This is a genomic window from Methylobacterium sp. Leaf113, assembly GCF_001423325.1.
Classification (GTDB): Bacteria; Pseudomonadota; Alphaproteobacteria; order Rhizobiales; family Beijerinckiaceae; genus Methylobacterium.
In genome coordinates this window covers 59,604-78,920 of record NZ_LMNJ01000004.1, presented here as the reverse complement: position 1 = coordinate 78,920, position 19,317 = coordinate 59,604, and the positions used below count along the sequence as shown (strand labels likewise).

Here is a 19,317-nt window from a genome sequence, read left to right as displayed (position 1 = left end):
TCAGACCTCTTCGCGGCGGGACGCCGGGCCGGCGGGTTCCCCCTGGGCCGCCCGCAGGGTGGAGGCCAGGGCCTGGAACCTGGTGTGGGACTCCTTTGCGTGGGCGTCCCGGGCATGGCCTTCCCGGGCATGGCCTTCCCGAGCATGGGTGTCTCGGGCGTGCGGATCCTCGGGCTGGATCACGCCGGCCGACATCACCAGCTTGGCCGCGTCGTCGACGCTCATGGCCACTTCGACGATCTCGCTGCGCGGCAGGTAGAAGAAGAACCCGGTGGTCGGGTTGGGCGCGCAGGGCAGGAACACCCCGACATGGTCGCCCCCCGGGGCCAGGGCGTTCTGCACGTCCGGGGCGGCGGGCGCCGAGAGGAACACCACCGACCAGGTGCCCTTCACGGGGAATTCCACCAGGCCGACGGTGCGGAACGAGGTGCCGTTGGCCGAGAACAGGGTCTCGAAGATCTGGCGCAGGCCCTTGTAGAGCCCCGAGATGACGGGGGTGCGGGCGAGCAGCACCTCGCCGAACTCGACCACGCTGCGCCCGACGAGGTTGGCGGTGAGGAAGCCCAGCAGCGTCACCGCCACGAAGGCGATGAGGAGGCCGAGTCCCGGAATCGAGAACGGCAGGTAATGGTCGGGCAGGTAGCTCGCCGGCACCAGGGGCTTCACCCAGCCGTCGATGAGGCTGATGAACCACCAGGTCAGGTAGATCGTGATGGCGAGCGGCCCCGACACGATGATGCCGGTGAGGAAGTAGGTCCGCAGGCGGCCGCGCGCGCTCACCCGCGGGCGGCCGCCGGATTCGGGCTCTGGGGGGGGAAGCGGGGGGGACAGGGTGGGCGCCACGGATGCACTTTCGGCCGGCGGGACGGCGTCTCGGAATGCCCCGGCGGCGCCGCGCGCGGCGCGGCCGGGTTTCCGGGCAAGCTTGGCCCCCGCACCAAGAGGTAGCCGGTGCGGTGCCTCGGCTCAAGGCCGCGTTGCGGCGGCGCCCCCCTTGCGCCGATCCCCCTTGCGCCTATGGAGGACCGCATGACCGAGAAGCTGACGATCCGCGCCCTGTGCGACCTGGGCCTCATCCCCGAGACCGAGGTCAAGGCGGCCATCGAGGCCTTCATGGCCGACCCGATGGCGCCGCCCTTCGTGTTCGCGGCCGGCTACCGGCTGAACCTGGCCAAGGCCATCCGCCGCCATCCCGGCGCCAACGACTTCATCCACCGCAGCGGCGCCGGGCCGCAGCTCCGGCGTCCCTTCGTCGAGGCCGCGATCTGGGAGGCGCGGCCCGACCGGGGCTGAAGCCGACGCACCGGGTCCGGTTGCCCGCCCGGCCGAGGTCACCGCCCGGCCGGCGGGGCGAGCCGCCCAGAACGGCGGATTCATCCACCCGGAATGGCGGATTCATCCGCCCGGAATGGTGGATTCATCCACCCAAGATGGTGGCGAGCACCTGCCGGGCGCGCTCCAGGTCGGCGCGGGCCTCGGCCTCCGCGGCCTCCGCCTGGGCCAGGCGATGGACGGCGTGCATCAGGGGCGAGCCGCGGGTCAGGCCCTTGAGCGCCTCCACCGCCGCGGGATCGACCGAGGCGAGGTGGGCGACATCGCCCAGGAGCAGGGCGAGGCGGTGCTCGCAATGCTGGTCCGCGACTCCCTCCGGGCAGGTGCAGGTGAAGCGCACGCCGCGTGGCGTCTTCGTCGCCTCCATCCGGTAGACGCCCTCGCCATCGGAGCGTGACACGGAGAAGATCAGCGCGGTCATCGAGGCTCCTATGGTCATGCTTGCTTGGGATGATGCCGGTTCGACGGGGTCTCTGCTGCGGCGCGAGGGCAACGTCTTCGGCGGGCAACTCTAGCCGACCATCGAATGCGACGCACCCACTCGCAAAGACCCACTCGCAAAGACCCACTTGCAGACGCGACCCGCCGGAACCACATCGGAACGGTCGGAACAAATCATGAACGCGATGGGGGCTCCGCATCGCGACGGGCGGACTGGATGAGAACGGCGGACAAGCAGATCGCGGACATTCTGGTCCGCTACGGGGAACCCTTCGGCGGCAATGTCTGGCGCGTGAAGGGCACGGCGGTGATCTATCACCGGACCCTGGAGCGGATCGCGGCCCAGGCCGGCATCACCTTCGACCCGCCGACCCTGGTGCGGGCCGAGCGCGACGAGGCCGTCATCCTGGTGACGGGCAGGATGGCGGGGACCAAAACCGGGACGAAGGCCGGGACCGAGCGGGTCGAGTGGTCGATCGGCGAGGCCCTGGTCAACGTGAACTACCGGGTGTCCGGCCGCCAGGCCGGCTACGTCTACGCCATGGCGGAGAAGCGGGCCAAGGACCGGGTGATCCTCAAGCTCCTGGAACTGCACGGGCTGGTCTATTCCGAGGAGGAGGCCGACGAGTTCCGGCAGGGCCACCCGGCCGCGATCGAGGCCGTCGACGACGCCTTCGCGGATCCCGATCCGTTCGACGCGGTGACGGAGGCCGAGGCCGACCTGAAGCGCCGCATCGACGCGCAGGACAGCATCGACGCGGTGACCGACCTGATGCTCGATGCCGAAACCCAGCAGGTGCTCGCCGGAATGCCGCCGGGCACCCGCGACGAAGTCCGCGACTACGCCCGCGCCCGCCTCGTCGCCTTGGGCTGGCCGCCGAAGAAACCCAGCCGCCGCGCGGCCTGATTCAACAGAAACAGCCGCCGCGCGGCCTGAGCCTGACGCAGGACTTGTTGCGTGAACAGGATGATCCGCCCGGGCGAGATCGAACCGCATCCGGGCCACGACACCCTCGCGGGCACGATCGAGCGCGTCACCTTCCACAACGCCGAGACCGGCTTCTGCGTGCTCAAGGTGCACGTGGCGGGCCGGCGCGACCTCGTGCCCCTGGTCGGCCACGCCCCGGCGATCGCGGCGGGCGAGTGGATCGCCGCCGCGGGCCAATGGACCAGCAACCGCCAGCACGGGCTGCAGTTCCGGGCCGAGACCCTGCGGGTGACGCCGCCGACGGGCCGCGACGGCATCGCCCGCTATCTCGCCTCGGGCCAGATGCGCGGCATCGGACCGGCCATGGCCGAGCGCATCGTGGCGCTGTTCGGCGCGGACACCTTCGCGGTCATCGAGGCGGAGCCCGGCCGCCTGACCGAGGTGGCGGGGATCGGCCCCAAGCGCGCCGCCCGCATCCTGCGCGGCTGGGCCGAGCAGAAGCAGGTGCGGGAGATCATGGTGTTCCTGCACGCGCACGGGGTCGGCACCGCCCGGGCGGTGCGTATCTTCCGCACTTACGGGCGCGACGCGATTCCCGTCATGACGCAGGACCCCTATCGCCTCGCCCGCGACATCCGCGGCATCGGCTTCCGCACCGCCGATGCCATCGCGATGCGGCTCGGGATGGCGCCGGAGGCGCCGCAGCGCCTGCGTGCCGGGATCACCTTCGCGCTCCAGACCGCCACCGACGCGGGCCACTGCGCCCTGCCGACCGAGCGCCTCGTGGCGCTCGCCCAGAGCCTGCTCGCGGTCGAGCCCGATCTGATCCGCCTCGCCATCGCGCTGGAACTGCGCGGCGCCGACGTGGTGGCGGACACCATCGAGACCGGGCCTTCCGGCTCCGAAACCTGCCTGTTCCTCAAGGGCCTGCACGGGGCCGAGCGGGCCATCGCCGAGCGCCTGATCGCGCGCCGCGACGGCCCCCCGCCCTGGCCCGCCATCGACGCTGCCCGGGCGATCCCCTGGGTCGAGGCGCGCACGGGCCGGACCCTGTCGCCGTCGCAGGGGGCCGCCATCGGGACGATGCTCGCCGCCCGGCTCTGCGTCCTCACCGGCGGGCCCGGCGTCGGCAAGACCAGCACGCTCGACGCGCTCCTGCGCATCCTCGGCGCCAAGGGCGTGCGGGTGCTGCTGGCCGCCCCCACCGGCCGGGCGGCCAAGCGCATGACCGAGCAGACCGGGCTGGCGGCCAGGACCCTGCACCGCCTCCTGGAGATCGACCCGGCGGGCGGCGGCTTCACCCGCGACGCCGACCGCCCGCTCGACTGCGACCTCCTCGTCGTCGACGAGGCCTCGATGATCGACGTGCCGCTGATGAACGCGCTCCTCAAGGCGATGCCGGAGCGGGCGGCCCTGCTCCTCGTCGGCGACGTCGACCAATTGCCCTCGGTCGGGCCGGGCCAGGTGCTGGCCGACCTCATCGCCTCGGCGCGCGTTCCCGTGGCCCGCCTCACCGAGGTGTTCCGCCAGGCCGCGGCGAGCCGGATCGTCGTCAACGCCCATCGCATCAACCGCGGGCTGATGCCGGAGGCGCTGCCTCCGGTGCCGGAGGCGTTACCCCCGGTCCCGGAGGCCGGGCCTCCGGGGTCGGAGACCACCGCTCCGGCATCTCCGGATGCGGCGGATTTCTACTGGATCGCGGTCGACGATCCCGAGATCGGGCTTGCCCGGCTGGTCGACGTGGTCACGACGCGCATCCCCGCCCGCTTCGGCCTCGACCCGATCCGCGACGTGCAGGTGCTGACGCCGATGCTGCGCGGGGTGCTCGGCAGCCGCAACCTCAACCACGAACTCCAGCGGGTGCTGAACCCGCCGGGGGCCGAGGCGGTGGAGCGCTTCGGCTGGCGCTTTGCCCCCGGCGACCGGGTGATGGAGACGCGGAACGACTACGACCGCGACGTGTTCAACGGCGATCTCGGCTGCGTCACCCGCATCGATACCGAGGATCAGGCGGTGATCGTGTCGTTCGACGGGCGCGCGGTCGCCTATCCGTACGGCGAACTCGACACCCTGGTGCCGGCCTTCGCCACCACCATCCACAAGAGCCAGGGCTCCGAATATCCGGCGGTGGTGATCCCGATCGTGACCCAGCACGCCGCCATGCTGGCGCGCAACCTCCTGTACACGGCGGTGACGCGGGGGCGGCAACTGGTGGTGCTGATCGGCCAGCCCCGGGCGATCCGGATGGCTCTGTCCGGCGTGCGGCAGGCGCGGCGCTGGACCAAGCTCGGCCAATGGCTGCGCGAGCGCGGCTAGGAGGGGGCTTTCTCAGGGCGGCGGCCAGCAACGGGTTCGCACCCGTGGCCACCGGCCAAGTTTGAGCACCGGGCCGCGTCAGAACGCGCAGGGCCGGAATCTTGATGAGAACAAAAGAAGAACTTATATCGACGGAACGCCGCTGCAGACCCGTCTTGTCGACAGGACCCGTCCTTCGCGAGGCCCCGCCTCCGAAGATTGTCGGTCCTCTTGGGAGACGCGTCGCGACTCAAACCGAGGAGAGGCCCGGACATGGCTGTCCCGCGTCAGTCCCAATCCCCGTACCGCTTTCACTGCACCGACGGCCACATGGCCATCATCGACCCGACGGGGCTCGCCATCGCCGACCGGACCCAGGTCCGTTTCCACGCCGTGGAGGTGGCGCTGCACGCCATGGAGCGGGTCGGGGCGGCGCTCGACTGGTCGGACTGGATCGTCGACGTCCACGACGGGCAGGGACGCCGCGTCCTCGTTCTCCCGTTTCGCGAGATTCTCCCTATCCGCGAGATTCTTCCCGTCCGCGAGATTCTCCCGGCCGGTGAGGTTCGCCCCGTCGGCAAAGCCGCGCGGGTGTCGCGGGCGGCCTGACCCCGGCGCGGGGCACGGGCCGGCGCTGCGACGGCCAGCGTGATGCAAGGCAAAATCCATGAAATGCAAAAGGTCATGAAAGGCAAAAGGGTATGAAAACCACGCCGAAGCGGGCCGCCTACACGATCGAGACCCTGTCCTACAGCAGCACCCGCCTGGTCCGGCTCGGCGGCCGGAAGGTGGCGATCCTGTTCCCGCCCCTGGCGGCGGGCGGCCCCTACCAGCTCTATCCCCATCCGGACACCTTCCGGAGCCTGACCTTCGCGGGCCTGCCCCAGCCCCTGCGCCCGGAATTCATGGCCTTCGACTCCCTCGAGGCGGTGGAGGCGTTCCTGGGCATCCGCTCCGCCGCACCGGCCCGGGACGCCCTCCCGCTGGCAGCCTGAGGCCGGTCGGATCAGGCGCCGGGTCCGGCGCCTTCGATCAGCCGGGCATACTCGGCCTCGGCGGTGCCGTAGCTTCCGCCCGCCAGATCCAGCAGGGCCGAGCGGTCCAGGATGGTGATCCGTCCGCGCCGCGCCCGGATGATATGCTGGCTTTCCAGGACCTGCACGGCGAGCGTCGCCCCGGTGCGCTGCACCCCGAGCATCAGGGCCAGGAACTCGTGCGTGATGGCGATCTCGTCGCCATCGACCCGGTCGTGGCACATCAGCAGCCAGCCCGCGAGGCGCACCTCCATGGTGTAGGTGGCGTTGGCATGCGCGGCCTTGCCCAGGTGGATGATCTGGACCTGGACGTAGCGCAGCAGCAGGGTCCGGAGAGAGGCGCTTTGCGCCACGGCCCGGTTGAGCAAGGCGGCGTCGATGGCGAGCAGCTGCCCGGCCTTCTGCACGAAGGCGTGGTTCGGCGTCCGGTCGCTGTCGAGCAGGATGGGGGTCGCCCCGACCAGCCCCTCGCGCCCGATGATCCCGATCTCGACCCGGCCCGCCGCCGATCCGGTCACCACCGAGACGAACCCGTCCTCGGGAAAGTACAGCTGCCGGACGGGCTGGTGCGGCAGGATCAGGGACTGGCGCAGGGGGGCGGCCATCGGCTCCAGGTGCGGCTGCAGACGCGCGAAGTCGTCCGGCGCCATGGCGCGGAGCAGGCGGTTGCGCAGATCGCCCTGCCGGGGCACCGGGCCGGTCTGCTCGGTCCTGTTCAGGGGAGCCTTGGCCGGAGGAGCGTTGGCCGGAGGAGCGTTGGCCGGAGGAGCGTTGGCCAGAGGAGCATTGGAAGGAGGGGGTTTGGGCTGGACAGTGTCGGGCATGGCGCTCCCTCACGACGGCAAGAGCGCGCTCTGTCTCCCAATCGCTTGCGGCCGAACCGGAGCAAGCAACCATTTGATAGTGGTCATCCCGACGTAAAAATCAAGTATTTCCAGAAATCACGATGCGCATCTGCTGAAAAAACCGACTTTTCGCGTATCGAAATACGAGTGCGTGTCGAAGACGAGGGCGGTTGTGGAATGGCCTCCTGGGCATGGTGCCGGTCGCGAAACCCGTTCGACGCTGCGGGCTGTGCGGTTTCGGCGACACCGCGACGCTTTCACGAGGCGTCGGGATGAGAGGCGGCGATGGCCCGTGGCGTCGTCCGTAGTTCCAACCTGGAATAAGTAAAAAACATAGTCCTTGCATCGTAATTATGAATCCTGCCAAGACGATTTTGGGTCACGGACAGTAAGTCAATTCACGTCTGCGACACCGCTCTCGTGCTCACCCGGAATGGTCTTTGGCTGTGAACCGCTTTGTGCTGAATGATAACGCCCGTCCGATCGCCAAGGTAGCCCAGCGTTGCCTTCTGGCGACGCTGATGTCCGGCGTTGCCGCGATCGGGTTCGGTATTCGCGAGTCTCATGCGCAGAGCGCCACCGATGCGGTCACCCTCGACACGCTCTCGGTGGAGGGCGTCGGCCTCGGGCGGAACGCGTCGGGCAGCCAGCCGGGCGGGGCGGTCGGGCCGGTGCGGGGCTACGTCGCCACCCAGAGCCGCGTCGGCACCAAGACCGACACGCCGATCCTGGAGACCGCGCAGTCGATCTCGGTGGTCGGTCGCCAGCAGATCGAGGATCAGAACGCCATCACGATCAACCAGGCGCTGCGCTACTCGCCGAGCGTCACCACCGAGCAGCGCGGCGGCTCCGGGGCCAGCCGCCTGGAACAGTTCTTCATCCGGGGCTTTACGGCGCCGCTGTTCCTCGACGGCCTCGCCCTGCCGGGCAGCCGCGACGCCTCGGCCAGCATCGACCCCTACCGGCTCGAGCGCATCGACATCATCAAGGGGCCGGCCTCGGTGCTCTACGGGCAATCGGGACCGGGCGGCATCGTCAACCTCGTGTCGAAGGTTCCGCAATTCGTCCGCCACGGCGAGATCTTCGTCCAGGGCGGCGGTTTCAACGAGGTCCGGGGCGGTTTCGACATCGGCGGCCCCCTCCCCGCCGAGGCCGGCCCGCTCGCCGACCAGTTCGCCTACCGGGTCATCGGCCTCGGCTGGACGGGCGACGGCCCGGCGGTGACCACCCGGGTCGAGCGCGTGCTCATCAACCCGAGCGTCACCTGGCGGCCCTCCACCGACACCTCGCTGACCATCATCGGCAATTACGAGCGCGATCCGTTCTCGGGCTTCTACGGCGGCTTCCCGGCCGTGGGCACGGTGTTCCCGCGCAACTTCGGCAACGGCTTCACCGGCCGCCTGCCGGTGGACTTCTACGACGGCGACCGCAACTTCGAGCGTTCGGACCGGACCCAGGCCTCGATCAGCTACATCTTCGACCACAATGTCAACGAGGCCCTGCACTTCCACTCGGCGGGGCGCTACCTGCGCACCGAGGGCGATTACCGCAGCGTCTACGGCGCCTTCAACGACACCACGGGACCCTTCGCCAGCGGCCCGCTCATCGACCGCTCGCGCATCGCCACCCGGGTCGGCATCGACGCCTACACCCTCGACAACAACCTCGTGGGCAAGTTCGATACCGGCATCTTCGCCCATACCGCCCTGGTCGGCGTCGATTACCGGAGCTTCGAGACCCGGACGCTGTCGTCGGCCTTTCCGGCCGCCCCCAGCCTGAACGTCCTGTTTCCGAACTACGCCATGAACATCCCGACGCCGCCCTTCACCACGGATTCGCGGATCACCTCGGAGCAGACCGGCGTCTATTTCCAGGACCAGGTGAAATTCGACCGCCTCGTCCTCACCCTCGGCGGCCGCTACGACTGGGCCCGCAATTCCGGCCCGACCCGGAGCCTCGCCACCAACGTCGTGACCAACCAGGACGTGCCGTCCGAGGCCTTCACCGGCCGGGCGAGCCTGCTCTACCTCTTCGACAACGGCTTCGCGCCCTACGTTTCCTACAGCGAGGCCTTCGAGCCGATCACGGCCGGACGGATCTTCGACGCGAATTTCGGTTCGATCGGCCGCATCCCGGACCCGATCACCAGCGACCAGTTCGAGGCCGGCATCAAGTACCAGCCGCCCGGCACCGACATCCTGCTCACCGCCGCCGCCTTCGACATCCGCCGCTCGAACGCGACCAACCCCGATCCGGTCAACCGGAACTTCGTGGTGCAGACCGGCGCGGTCGGCGTGCAGGGCATGGAGTTCGAGGCGCGGGTCAATCTCGCCGAGGGCCTGAACGTCATCGGCGGCTTCTCGTTCATCGACGCCCGCGTCGTGACCGACCTCACCACCACGCTGAACCAGGTCACCAACCAGCAGGTGGCGCTCCAGGGCCGCGTCCCGGTCCAGATCCCGGACACCACCGTGTCGCTGTTCGCCGATTACCGCTTCACCAGCGGCCCCCTGCTGGGCCTCGGCATCGGCGGCGGCGTGCGCTACCTCGGGTCGTCCTGGGGTGACCCCGCCAACACCTTCAAGGTCCCGGAGAGCGTCCTGGTCGATGCCGTGCTGTCCTACGACCTGAAGAACCTCGACACGACGCTCAACGGCTTCACCCTGCAGGTCAACGCGCAGAATCTCCTCGACGAGCGCTACGTCACGGGCTGCTTCAGTTATTCGAACTGCTATTACGGCCTGCCCCGCACGGTCTACGCCACCCTGCGCTACCGCTGGTAACGCGCAGGCTCAGGGCGGCGCGACAATCCGCAACCGGAGGACCGCATGGGGACGACCTTCCGTCAGGCGATGGCCTGGCTCCACACCTGGTCCGGCCTGATCGTCGGCTGGGTCCTGCTGGCGGTCTTCGTCACCGGCACGGCGAGCTACTACCGGGCCGACATCTCGCGCTGGATGCGCCCCGAATTGGTGCAGGCCGCGCCGCTCTCGCCCGACGCCATGGCGCGGGCGGCCGAACTCGGCGTCGCCCACCTGACGGCCCATGCGGGCGGGGCCCGGACCTGGTTCGTCGGCCTGCCGCAGCCCGACAGCCCGGTCATCGACCTGTTCTGGCGGACGAAGCCCGGCACCCCGCCGGGGCAGGCCCGGCTCGACCCCGCGACGGGCGCGCCGGCCGCGATCCGCGACACGAAGGGCGGCGATTTCCTCTACCGCTTCCACTTCGAGCTGCACATGCCGCCCCTGTGGGGCCGCTGGATCGTCGGCATCTGCGCCATGGTCATGCTCGTCGCGCTGATCTCCGGCATCGTCACCCACCGGCGCATCTTCGCCGATTTCTTCACCCTGCGGCGGGACAAGTCGCCCCAGCGCGGCTGGCTCGACGCCCACAACGTCACCGGCGTGCTGGCGCTGCCGTTCCACCTGATGATCACCTACACGGGCATCGTCACCCTCGCGGTGATGTACATGCCCTGGGGCATCACCACGGCCTACAAGGGCGAGGCCCAGACCTTCTTCGCCGAGAGCGGTCAGATCCCGGCGCCGCGCGCCCCCGCCGGGCAGCCCGGCACGCTCGCGCCCATCGGCCCGATGGTGCGGGACGCGATGGCGCAGGTGTCGGAACCCCTGGAGCGGCTGTCGATCGCCAACCCGCGGGACGCGAATTCCGTGGTGACGGCGATGTTCGAGGAGCCGCACGGGCTCTCGCACGCGCATCCGCAGATCGCCTTCGACGGGGTGACCGGCGCGGTGCGCGAGGTCCGGCAGGGCGGCCTCAAGCCGGCGACCCGGACCTTCACCACCATGGTCGGCCTGCACGAGGCGCATTTCGCCGGGCCGGCCCTGCGCATCCTGTTCTTCGTCTGCGGCCTGATGGGCTCCGCCATGGTGGCGACCGGCCTCGTGCTGTGGTCGGTGGCGCGCCTGCCCAAGGCCGGCGAGCGGGGCTTCCTCGGCTTGCGCCTGGTCCAGGCCCTCAATATCGGCGCCGTCGCCGGGCTGCCGGCGGGAATCGCGGCCTACTTCCTGGCCAACCGCCTGCTGCCCCTCGGCCTGTCGGGGCGGGGCGACTGGGAGATCGGGGCCTTCTTCGCCACCTGGGGCCTCGTCACGCTCGCGGCCCTCGCGGGGTCGGGGCGCAGGGCCTGGGGCGCGGCGCTGGCCGCGACCGCCGGTCTCTATCTCGCGGTGGTGGCCGCCGACCTCGCCCTGGTCGATCACCGCTGGGCCGGGCTCTTTGCCGGGCAGGCGCGGTTCGTGTGGTTCGACGCGACGCTCCTCGCCTTGGCGGGCCTGTTCGCCTTCGCGGCCCGCAAGCTCGCCCGCTATGCCGGGCCGCGGCGGGCGGCCCGGGCCGCCGCGGCCGCGCCAACCCGTGCGGGCCTCGGCGACTTCGCCCCCATCGGCCCGTCCGCCCGCTGAGGCGGGCGCGCAAACGGCTCGGTGCGGGGCAACCAAACCGGCCCGTGCCCGTTTCCAGGGTCCTTCAACGAACCCGAAACGGGACGACCCGCCATGATGTACCGCCTTGCCGCCGCCGCCGGCCTTTTCGCGATGAGCGCCGGCCTCGCGCTGGCCCAGACCCCCGCCACCACCCCTGCCACCGGGACCGCCGCCGGCGGCACCGTCGCCAAGACCGACAAGGACCTGAAGGAATATCAGCTCGCCGCCGTCAGCAAGGTCACCCTCGCCCAGGCGCTGACCACCGCCGAGAAGCAGGGCGAGAAGGGCCGCGCCATCGACGCCGACTTCGAGAAGGCCGATGGCAAGAACCCGAACCACTACAGCATCAAGGTCGTGTACCCCGACGGCAAGCTGGTGGAGTACGGCATCAACGCCGATGACGGCGCTCTCTACAAGACCGAGAACCAGCCGATCGAGCGCTACTTCACCCGCCTGAAGCCGGCCGATTTCCAGAAGGCCACCGTCTCGCTCAAGGACGCCCTGGTCATCGCCGAGAAGAAGGCCGGCGGCGGCAAGGCCTACGAGGCCGAGGTCGAGCGCGAGGGCGCCTCGGTCGAGTACGAGATCAAGGTGGCGCATGCCGACCGCGAGCAGACCGTCAAGGTCGGCCCGGACGGCAAGGTCGTCGACTGATCCCACCCCGGACGGCCGGCCCCCGGGCCGGCCTCCCTCCGTCCCGGCCTCCATGCCGGCGAGACGGCCCCCCTCCCGCCGGGGCTCAGCGGTAGTCGGTCGGCGTGAGCCCGTGCCGGGCGATCTTGTCGTAGAGGGTCTTGCGCGGCGTGCCGAGGGATTCGGCCGCCATCCGGACATCCCCGCCGGCCATGATCAGCTCCTCGCGGATCAGGCTGCGCTCGAAGCGGTCGACCTGATCCGCCAGGGTGCCGGCGGTGACGGCCTCCGGGGCGGAGCGCTCCAGGTCGGCGAGGCCCAGGGCGAAGCGTTCGGCGAAATGCCCGAGTTCGCGCACGTTGCCGGGCCAGTCGTGCCGACGCAGGTGGTCGAGCACCGGGCCGGTGATCGCCGGGACCTCGCGGCCGAACCGGGTGGCGGCCCGCCGCAGGAATTCCTGGAACAGCAGGATCACGTCCTCGCGCCGGTTCCGTAAGGGCGGGATCGCGATCGTGATCACGTTGAGCCGGTGGTAGAGGTCGTCGCGGAACGTCCCCTGCGCCGCCGCCTGTCCGAGATCGACCTTGGTGGCGGCGACCACGCGCATGTCGACGGCCAGGGTGTCGTTGCCGCCCAGCGGTTCGACCTTGCGTTCCTGCAGCACGCGCAGCATCTTCACCTGCAGGTTGAGCGGCATGCTCTCGATCTCGTCGAGGAAGAGCGTGCCGCCCTGGGCGTGCTCGATCCGGCCGACCCGGCGCTTCAGGGCGCCCGTGAAGGCCCCGGCTTCGTGGCCGAACAATTCGCTCTCGGCGACGCTGTCGGGCAGGGCGCCGCAATTCATCGCCACGAAGTTGCGCTTGGCCCGCCGGCCCCAGCGGTGCAGGGCGCTGGCCACCACCTCCTTGCCGGCCCCGGTCTCGCCGAACACCAGCACGTCGACATCGGCATGGGCCACCTCGCGCACCAGCTGACGCAGGCGCACCATCTCGGGCGAGACTCCGAGGAAGGCCGGGTCCTCCTCCAGGGCGGCATCGAGGCGCGCCCGCAACTGGCGGTTCTCCAGCACGAGGCGGCGGCGCTCCAGGGCGCGCCGGGCCGAGGCCAGCAGCGCCTCGGCCGGGTAGGGCTTGGCCAGGAAATCGTAGGCGCCGTCGCGCATGGCCGCGACCGCCATGCGGATGTCGCCGTGCCCGGTAATCAGGATCACGGGCAGTTCCGGGTCGATCGTCCGCAGGCGCGCGAACAGGGCATTGCCGTCGAGGTCGGGCAGGCGCACGTCGGTGATGACGAGGCCGGGCGGATCGGCCAGGATCGCCGTCAGGGCCGGCCCGGCCGCCCCGAAGGTCTCGACCCGGAAGCCGTCGAGCTCCAGGCTCTGCCGGTTGGCGCGGCAGACCTCCGCCTCGTCGTCGATGAAGACGACCCGCTCGGCCGAACCCGGCCCATCCGCTGTCTCGCTCACGTGGTCGCCTCCGCCGGTCCCGCCGCCCGGCCGGCCTTTTGTCCCAGGCTCTCTTGCTGTTCCAGAATCGTCTGCCGATCCAGGCCCTCTTCGGGGTCCCGGACCTTGGCCAGGACCTTGGCCAGCACCATGCGGAAGATCGTGCCCCCCGCGGGATCGTCGAGGACCGTCAGGCTGCCGCCGCAATCCTCGACGATTCCGCGGGCGATGGCGAGCCCCAGCCCGAGCCCGTCCGACTTGGTGGTGAAGAAGGCGTCGAAGACCTGCGCCCGGACGGCCTCGGGCATGCCCGGGCCGTTGTCCCGGACCTCGACGCGGACGCGGTCCGGGGCCTCGGCCGAGGCGTGCAGATCGACGCGCAGATCGACGCGCGGGCCTGCCGGGCTGCCGTGTCCGGGGGGCTGGCCCGCCACCGCGTCGAGGGCGTTCTGCAGCAGGTTCACGACCACCTGCTCGAGGCGCGGCCCGTCGCCCAGGACCCGCAGGCCGGCCGGCCCCGTCTGCACCGTGAGCGGGATGCCGGCCGCCGCCGCCCGGGCCGCCACCAGCTCCAGGCCGTTGTGCAGGATCTCGGCCAGCACCACCGGCTCGCGCCTGCCGGAGGAGCGCCGGGCGAAGCCCTTGAGCTGGCGGGTGAGGCCGCCGATGCGGTCGGTGAGCCGCCCGATGGCGAAGGCGTTCTCCTCCGCCTCGTCGGTCCGGCCGCGCCGGACCAGGATGGCGGCGTTGTCGGCGTAGGAGCGGATGGCCGCGAGCGGCTGGTTGATCTCGTGGGCCATGCTGGCGGCGAACTGGCCCAGGGCCGCCAGGCGCCCGGCCTGGGCGAGTTCGCGGCCCAGGCGCTCGCGCTCGGCCTCCGCCCGCCGGCGCTCCTCCATCTCGAGCCGCAGCATCCGGTTGGCGTCGGTCAATTCCCGGGTCCGCTCGCCGACGCGAGCCTCGAGGATGTCCCGCTGCGCCGAGGCCTGGGCGAGGCGCTCCCGGTTGCGCCGGCCGCGGCCCGCCAGGGCGCTGAGGCCGAGGCAGGCGAAGCCGGTGACCAGGGCGGCGATGATCCAGGCCTGGGCCCGCTCGCGCTCCACCGCGTGGCCGAGGGGCGTCAAGGTGAAGAGGCGCCAGCCCGTGCCGGGGATCGGCGCGTCGAGGAGGAGCGCGGCCCGCGCCGGCTGCCCGCCCTGCCCCACCCGCACCAGGTCGGTGGTGCCCGCGATGGGGTAGAGCGGCATGGCCGGAAGGGGGCTGTCGCCGAACTCCCGGGCCTCGCGGATGCGGCTGCGCTCGGTCTCGTCGATCTGCCGCAGGGTGGCGAGGTGCCAGGCCGGGTCGCTCGCCACCAGGACGATGCCGCGCCCATCGGCGACGAACACCCCGTCGCCGGCCCGGCGCCAGGCGGCCTCGACCGCCGCGAACTCGATCTTGACCACCACGACGCCGCCGGCCGTCCCGATCCGGCGCGAGAGGTAGAGGCCGGCGCGGCCGCTCACGGTACCGAGGGCGAATTGCGAGCCGACCCCGTCCTGCATGGCCTGCCGGAAATAGGGCCGGAACGCGTAGTCCCGGCCGAGGAAGCTGCCGGAGGTGCCCGCATTGCTGGCCGCCACCGTGATGCCGTCGGGCCGGATCACGTAGATCACCGCCGAGCCGGTGGCCTCGGCCACCTGGGCCAGCCGCCGGTTCACGCGGTCGAGGAGTGGGCGGGACGACGGGTCTCCCGAGGTCGCGGCGGCCGCGGCGGCGATCTCCGGGTCGGCCGCGAGGGCGAGAGGCAGCGAGGCCTGCTTCTGCATCTCGGCCCGCAGCGCCCCGACCTGCAGCCCGAGGGCGGCCTGGGCGGTGCGGCGCAGATCTGCCAGGGCCCAGCGCTCGGCGACCCGTCCGGCCGACCAAGCGGCGAGCAGGATGGCCGCAAGGCTCGCCAGCAGGACGAGGCTCCGGCGGCTCGGCACGTGCAGCCGCCCATGCGGTCCGGCCTCGCGCCTCATCGGGTCCGAACCACTGCGAATTTCCGGACAGGATTCCCGGACCGCGTCCGAGTTTCCGCAGACCCGCGCCACGGCATCACGGGCATCGCAGGCAAAAAGCATCTTCGTTTCGAGGACTTAACAAAAAGTTCCGGCCTGCCGGCATCTGGCATGCCGGTTGCCATTCCGAGGCGGTAACGCAGCCCTGCGCTTTCCGCGGGGCTGCCGACCGGGACGCGGACGCCGCCGGATCTCCGGCGGCCGAGGCCCATCGGTTCGAGATCAAGACCAAGACCAAGACCAAGACCAAGAACGGACGGAACCGGGGCGAGCCCCTGGACCCGAACCGACATCCTTCGCGAGACCCACCGGGAGAACGCCCTCATGGCCACCGTACCACTGCCCCTCACCGCGCCCCACGATCCGCCGAAGCCCCGGCCGCTCTACCGGACCCTGTATTTCCAGGTCCTGGTCGCGGTGGCGATCGGCATCGCGCTGGGACACTTCTACCCGCAGGTCGGCGCCGACATGAAGCCGCTCGGCGACGCCTTCATCAAGCTCGTCAAGATGATCATCGCGCCGGTGATCTTCCTCACCGTGGTCTCCGGCATCGCCGGCATGACCAACCTGGAGAAGGTCGGCCGCGTCGGCGGCAAGGCGCTGATCTACTTCATCACCTTCTCCACCCTGGCGCTCATCGTCGGCCTGATCGTGGCGAACCTCGTCCAGCCGGGCGCGGGCATGCACATCGATCCGAAGTCGCTCGATCCGAAGTCGATCGCGATGTACGCCGACAAGGCGAAGACGCAGTCCATCACCGACTTCCTGATGAACATCATCCCGACCACGGCGGTGGGGGCGTTCTCGGGCGGCGAGATCCTCCAGGTGCTGTTCTTCTCGGTGCTGTTCGGCTTCGGCCTCGCCTTCCTGGGCGACCGCGGCAAGCCGGTCCTCGACATCATCAAGGTGCTGTCGGAGGCCATCTTCGGCGTCGTCAACATCATCATGAAGGTCGCACCCATCGGCGCCTTCGGCGCCATGGCCTTCACCATCGGCAAGTACGGCATCGCCTCGCTCGCCAACCTCGCCTACCTGGTCGGCGCCTTCTACCTGACCTCGGCGATCTTCGTGCTCGGCGTGCTCGGCCTCGTCGCCCGCTACAACGGCTTCTCGATCCTCAAGCTCATCCGCTACATCAAGGAAGAGCTGATGCTGGTGCTCGGCACCTCGTCCTCCGAGTCCGCCCTGCCCTCGCTGCTCGAGAAGATGGAGCGCGCCGGCTGCTCGAAGCCCGTCGTCGGCCTCGTGGTCCCGACCGGCTACTCGTTCAATCTCGACGGCACCAACATCTACATGACCATGGCGGCTTTGTTCATCGCGCAGGCTACGGACACGCCCCTCACCTACGGCGAACAGGGCCTCCTGCTCCTCGTGGCGATGCTGTCCTCCAAGGGCGCGGCCGGCGTCACCGGCTCGGGGTTCATCACCCTGGCGGCGACCCTCGCGGTGGTGCCCTCGGTGCCGGTGGTCGGCATGGCGCTGATCCTCGGCGTCGACCGCTTCATGTCCGAGTGCCGCGCGCTCACCAACTTCATCGGCAACGCGGTGGCCTGCATCGTGGTCGCCCGCTGGGAGGGCGAGGTCGACGACGTCAAGCTCGCGGCGGCGCTCGGCGGCAACCCGATGCCGCTCGACTCGGAGCTGCCGGCTCTCCAGCCAGCCGAGTGATTGCGGCCGGCCAAATGATCGCGGCCGGGCGCCAAGCGCTCGAAGGAGCGAGCGCTTGGCCTACGGAAAAAGGGACGCGCGGACCGGTTGGTCGTCGCGTCCCTTTTGATATCGGAACCCCCGAATCGACCGTGATGGGCCTATTCCACCGTGACGGATTTCGCGAGGTTGCGCGGCTGGTCGACGTCTTTGCCCATGAAGACGGCGGTGTGGTAGGCGATGAGCTGGATCGGCACCGCGTAGACGATGGGGGCCACCACCGGATCGAGGTCCGGCATCGTCACGGTGGCCATGGTGTCGAGGCCGGCGGCCGCCGCGCCCTTGGCGTCGCCGATCAGGATGATGCGGCCGCCGCGGGCGGCCACCTCCTGCATGTTCGACACCGTCTTCTCGAAGATCGCGTCGTGGGGCGCGATGACGATCACCGGCACGCTCTCGTCGATGAGGGCGATGGGGCCGTGCTTGAGTTCACCCGCCGCATAACCTTCCGCGTGGATGTAGCTGATTTCCTTGAGCTTCAGGGCACCCTCCAGCGCCATCGGATAGCTGGTGCCGCGCCCCAGGTAGAGCACGTCGCGGGCCTTCGAGACCTCGCGGGCCAGGACCTCGATCGGGCCTTCCAGCTTGGTCGCGTCGGCCATCAGGCCCGGCACCGTGATCAGCGCGTCGACGAGGCGGCGCTCCTCCTCCGGGCTCACGGTGCCGCGCGCCCGGCCAGCATGGATGGCGAGACACAGCAGCACCGTGAGCTGGCACGAGAACGCCTTGGTGGAGGCGACCCCGATCTCGGGGCCGGCCAGGGTCGGCACGGTCGCGGAGGCCTCGCGCGCGATGGTGGAGGTCGGCACGTTGACCACGGCGAGCGTGTGCTGGCCCTGCCCCTTGGCGTAGCGCAGGGAGGCCAGGGTGTCGGCGGTCTCGCCCGATTGCGAGATCACCAGGGTGAGGCCGTCCCGGTCCAGCGGCGGCTCGCGGTAGCGCGCCTCCGAGGCGACGTCGATCTCCACGGGGAGGCGGGCCAGGCTCTCGAACCAGTACTTGGCGACGAGCCCGGCATAATAGGCGGTGCCGCAGGCCGTGATCGAGATCCGCGAGAGTTTGGCGAAGTCGAAGGGCAGGGCCTCGGGCAGGGCCACGCGGCCGTTGGCGAGATCGACGTAATGGGCCAGCGTGCGGCCGACCACCTCGGGCTGCTCGTGGATCTCCTTGGCCATGAAGTGGCGATGGTTGCCCTTCTCCACCCGGTAGGCCTGGGCGACGATGCGCTGACGCTCGCGGGTGACGGGCTGGCCGTCCTGGTCGCGGATCTCGGCCCCGTCCCGGGTCAGGATGGCCCAGTCGCCCTCGTCCAGGTAGGTGATCTCCTGGGTGAAGGGGGCCAGCGCCAGGGCGTCCGAGCCGAGATAGGTCTCGCCCTCGCCGAACCCGATGGCCAGGGGGGCGCCGTGGCGGGCGCCGATGAGAAGGTCGTCGTGGCCGGTGAAGATGAAGCCGAGCGCGAAGGCCCCGTGCAGGCGTGGCAGGCAGGCCGCCACCGCCTCGACCGGACCCAGGCCCCCCTCCAGGGCGTGGCTGACGAGCTGGGCCACCACCTCGGTGTCGGTCTCGCTCTCGAAGCGCACGCCCTCGCCCTGCAGTTCGGCTTTCAGCGCGCGAAAGTTCTCGATGATGCCGTTATGCACGACGGCGACGCGCGTCGTGGCGTGCGGATGCGCGTTGGTCTCGTTGGGACGGCCATGCGTGGCCCAGCGGGTGTGGCCGATGCCGATGCTGCCGCCGAGCGGCGCGTCGCGCAGGCGCATCTCCAGGTTGGCGAGCTTGCCCTCGGCGCGCCGGCGCTCCAGGTGCCCCTGCGTCAGGGTGGCGATGCCGGCCGAATCGTAGCCGCGATATTCGAGCCGGCGCAGGGCTTCCACCAGCTGCCCGGCCACGGCGTCCCGCCCGACGATGCCAACGATTCCGCACATGGGTTGGTGTCTCTCAGGTGTCTCTCGGATGTCCGGCGCGGAGCCCGGACGGGATGGCAGGCGGATGCCCGGCGCGGAGCCCGGACGCGAACGCACGCGTCCCGGCTTGTACCGGATCGGGACAGGCGCGCGCCAGCCGCGTGCCCCACGGCGCGGAAAGCCCGTCCGGAGCCTGCCAAGCCCGGTCTGGAGCCTGCCCCGACAATGCTGAACGAGGGCTTGCAGCCTTGGTCGGCCGGGACG

The 19,317-nt window shown here is 70.5% G+C and carries 15 protein-coding genes; 9 read left to right on the top strand and 6 right to left on the bottom strand.

Annotated features, from left to right (window positions below; translation table 11 throughout):
• A complete protein-coding gene (locus ASF60_RS04625; RefSeq protein ID WP_056181103.1) occupies window positions 1–843 on the bottom strand; it encodes a DUF502 domain-containing protein in 843 nt (280 codons plus the stop codon).
• A 186-nt stretch (window positions 844–1,029) separates the two neighbouring features.
• On the opposite strand from ASF60_RS04625, the gene ASF60_RS04620 reads away from it, so the two are divergent.
• A complete protein-coding gene (locus ASF60_RS04620; RefSeq protein ID WP_056181282.1) occupies window positions 1,030–1,293 on the top strand; it encodes a hypothetical protein in 264 nt (87 codons plus the stop codon).
• Window positions 1,294–1,417: 124 nt separating this feature from the next.
• Here ASF60_RS04620 and ASF60_RS04615 read toward each other — a convergent pair whose 3' ends face one another.
• Window positions 1,418–1,753, bottom strand: coding sequence for a hypothetical protein (locus ASF60_RS04615; RefSeq protein ID WP_056181101.1), 336 nt, complete (start codon window positions 1,751–1,753; stop codon window positions 1,418–1,420).
• Window positions 1,754–1,990: 237 nt separating this feature from the next.
• On the opposite strand from ASF60_RS04615, the gene ASF60_RS04610 reads away from it, so the two are divergent.
• The 4 genes from ASF60_RS04610 to ASF60_RS04595 all read left to right on the top strand — a co-directional run bounded on the left by ASF60_RS04610 (window position 1,991) and on the right by ASF60_RS04595 (window position 5,991).
• Window positions 1,991–2,680, top strand: a complete 690-nt coding sequence (locus ASF60_RS04610) for a hypothetical protein (RefSeq protein ID WP_056181098.1) — start codon at window positions 1,991–1,993, stop codon at window positions 2,678–2,680.
• 51 nt (window positions 2,681–2,731) lie between these two features.
• Window positions 2,732–5,017, top strand: coding sequence for an SF1B family DNA helicase RecD2 (recD2, locus tag ASF60_RS04605; RefSeq protein ID WP_443136727.1), 2,286 nt, complete (start codon window positions 2,732–2,734; stop codon window positions 5,015–5,017).
• Window positions 5,018–5,269: 252 nt separating this feature from the next.
• Window positions 5,270–5,605 carry a DUF6894 family protein gene (locus ASF60_RS04600; protein ID WP_200940905.1) on the top strand — a complete coding sequence of 112 codons (336 nt, stop codon included), beginning with the start codon at window positions 5,270–5,272 and terminating at the stop codon, window positions 5,603–5,605.
• A gap of 92 nt (window positions 5,606–5,697) precedes the next feature.
• Entirely contained in the window at window positions 5,698–5,991 is a 294-nt protein-coding gene (locus ASF60_RS04595; RefSeq protein WP_056181092.1) for a hypothetical protein, read from the top strand.
• Between the two features lie 11 nt (window positions 5,992–6,002).
• Here ASF60_RS04595 and ASF60_RS04590 read toward each other — a convergent pair whose 3' ends face one another.
• On the bottom strand, window positions 6,003–6,680 hold the full coding sequence (locus ASF60_RS04590; RefSeq protein WP_056181280.1) for a Crp/Fnr family transcriptional regulator: 678 nt from the start codon (window positions 6,678–6,680) through the stop codon (window positions 6,003–6,005).
• A gap of 716 nt (window positions 6,681–7,396) precedes the next feature.
• On the opposite strand from ASF60_RS04590, the gene ASF60_RS04585 reads away from it, so the two are divergent.
• The 3 genes from ASF60_RS04585 to ASF60_RS04575 all read left to right on the top strand — a co-directional run bounded on the left by ASF60_RS04585 (window position 7,397) and on the right by ASF60_RS04575 (window position 11,974).
• Window positions 7,397–9,658: a TonB-dependent siderophore receptor gene (locus tag ASF60_RS04585; protein WP_082507754.1), complete on the top strand. Its 2,262-nt coding sequence runs from the start codon at window positions 7,397–7,399 to the stop codon at window positions 9,656–9,658.
• 45 nt (window positions 9,659–9,703) lie between these two features.
• Window positions 9,704–11,299 carry a PepSY-associated TM helix domain-containing protein gene (locus tag ASF60_RS04580; RefSeq protein WP_156633864.1) on the top strand — a complete coding sequence of 532 codons (1,596 nt, stop codon included), beginning with the start codon at window positions 9,704–9,706 and terminating at the stop codon, window positions 11,297–11,299.
• A gap of 93 nt (window positions 11,300–11,392) precedes the next feature.
• The gene (locus ASF60_RS04575; RefSeq protein ID WP_056181089.1) at window positions 11,393–11,974 is read left to right on the top strand and encodes a PepSY domain-containing protein; all 582 of its coding nucleotides are present in this window, start codon (window positions 11,393–11,395) and stop codon (window positions 11,972–11,974) included.
• 85 nt (window positions 11,975–12,059) lie between these two features.
• Here ASF60_RS04575 and ASF60_RS04570 read toward each other — a convergent pair whose 3' ends face one another.
• Window positions 12,060–13,418 carry a sigma-54-dependent transcriptional regulator gene (locus ASF60_RS04570; RefSeq protein ID WP_056181086.1) on the bottom strand — a complete coding sequence of 453 codons (1,359 nt, stop codon included), beginning with the start codon at window positions 13,416–13,418 and terminating at the stop codon, window positions 12,060–12,062.
• Complete coding sequence (locus tag ASF60_RS04565) at window positions 13,415–15,400, bottom strand: sensor histidine kinase (RefSeq protein WP_056181082.1); 1,986 nt, start codon at window positions 15,398–15,400, stop codon at window positions 13,415–13,417. Before ASF60_RS04565 ends, ASF60_RS04570 begins: the two co-directional genes overlap by 4 nt.
• Before the next feature lie 363 nt (window positions 15,401–15,763).
• Here ASF60_RS04565 and ASF60_RS04560 point away from each other — a divergent pair, with 363 nt between their 5' ends.
• Entirely contained in the window at window positions 15,764–17,107 is a 1,344-nt protein-coding gene (locus tag ASF60_RS04560; protein WP_056181080.1) for a dicarboxylate/amino acid:cation symporter, read from the top strand.
• Window positions 17,108–17,247: 140 nt separating this feature from the next.
• On the opposite strand, the gene glmS is transcribed toward ASF60_RS04560, so the two are convergent.
• The gene (glmS, locus tag ASF60_RS04555; RefSeq protein ID WP_056181077.1) at window positions 17,248–19,074 is read right to left on the bottom strand and encodes a glutamine--fructose-6-phosphate transaminase (isomerizing); all 1,827 of its coding nucleotides are present in this window, start codon (window positions 19,072–19,074) and stop codon (window positions 17,248–17,250) included.
• Between the last annotated feature and the right edge of the window lie 243 nt (window positions 19,075–19,317).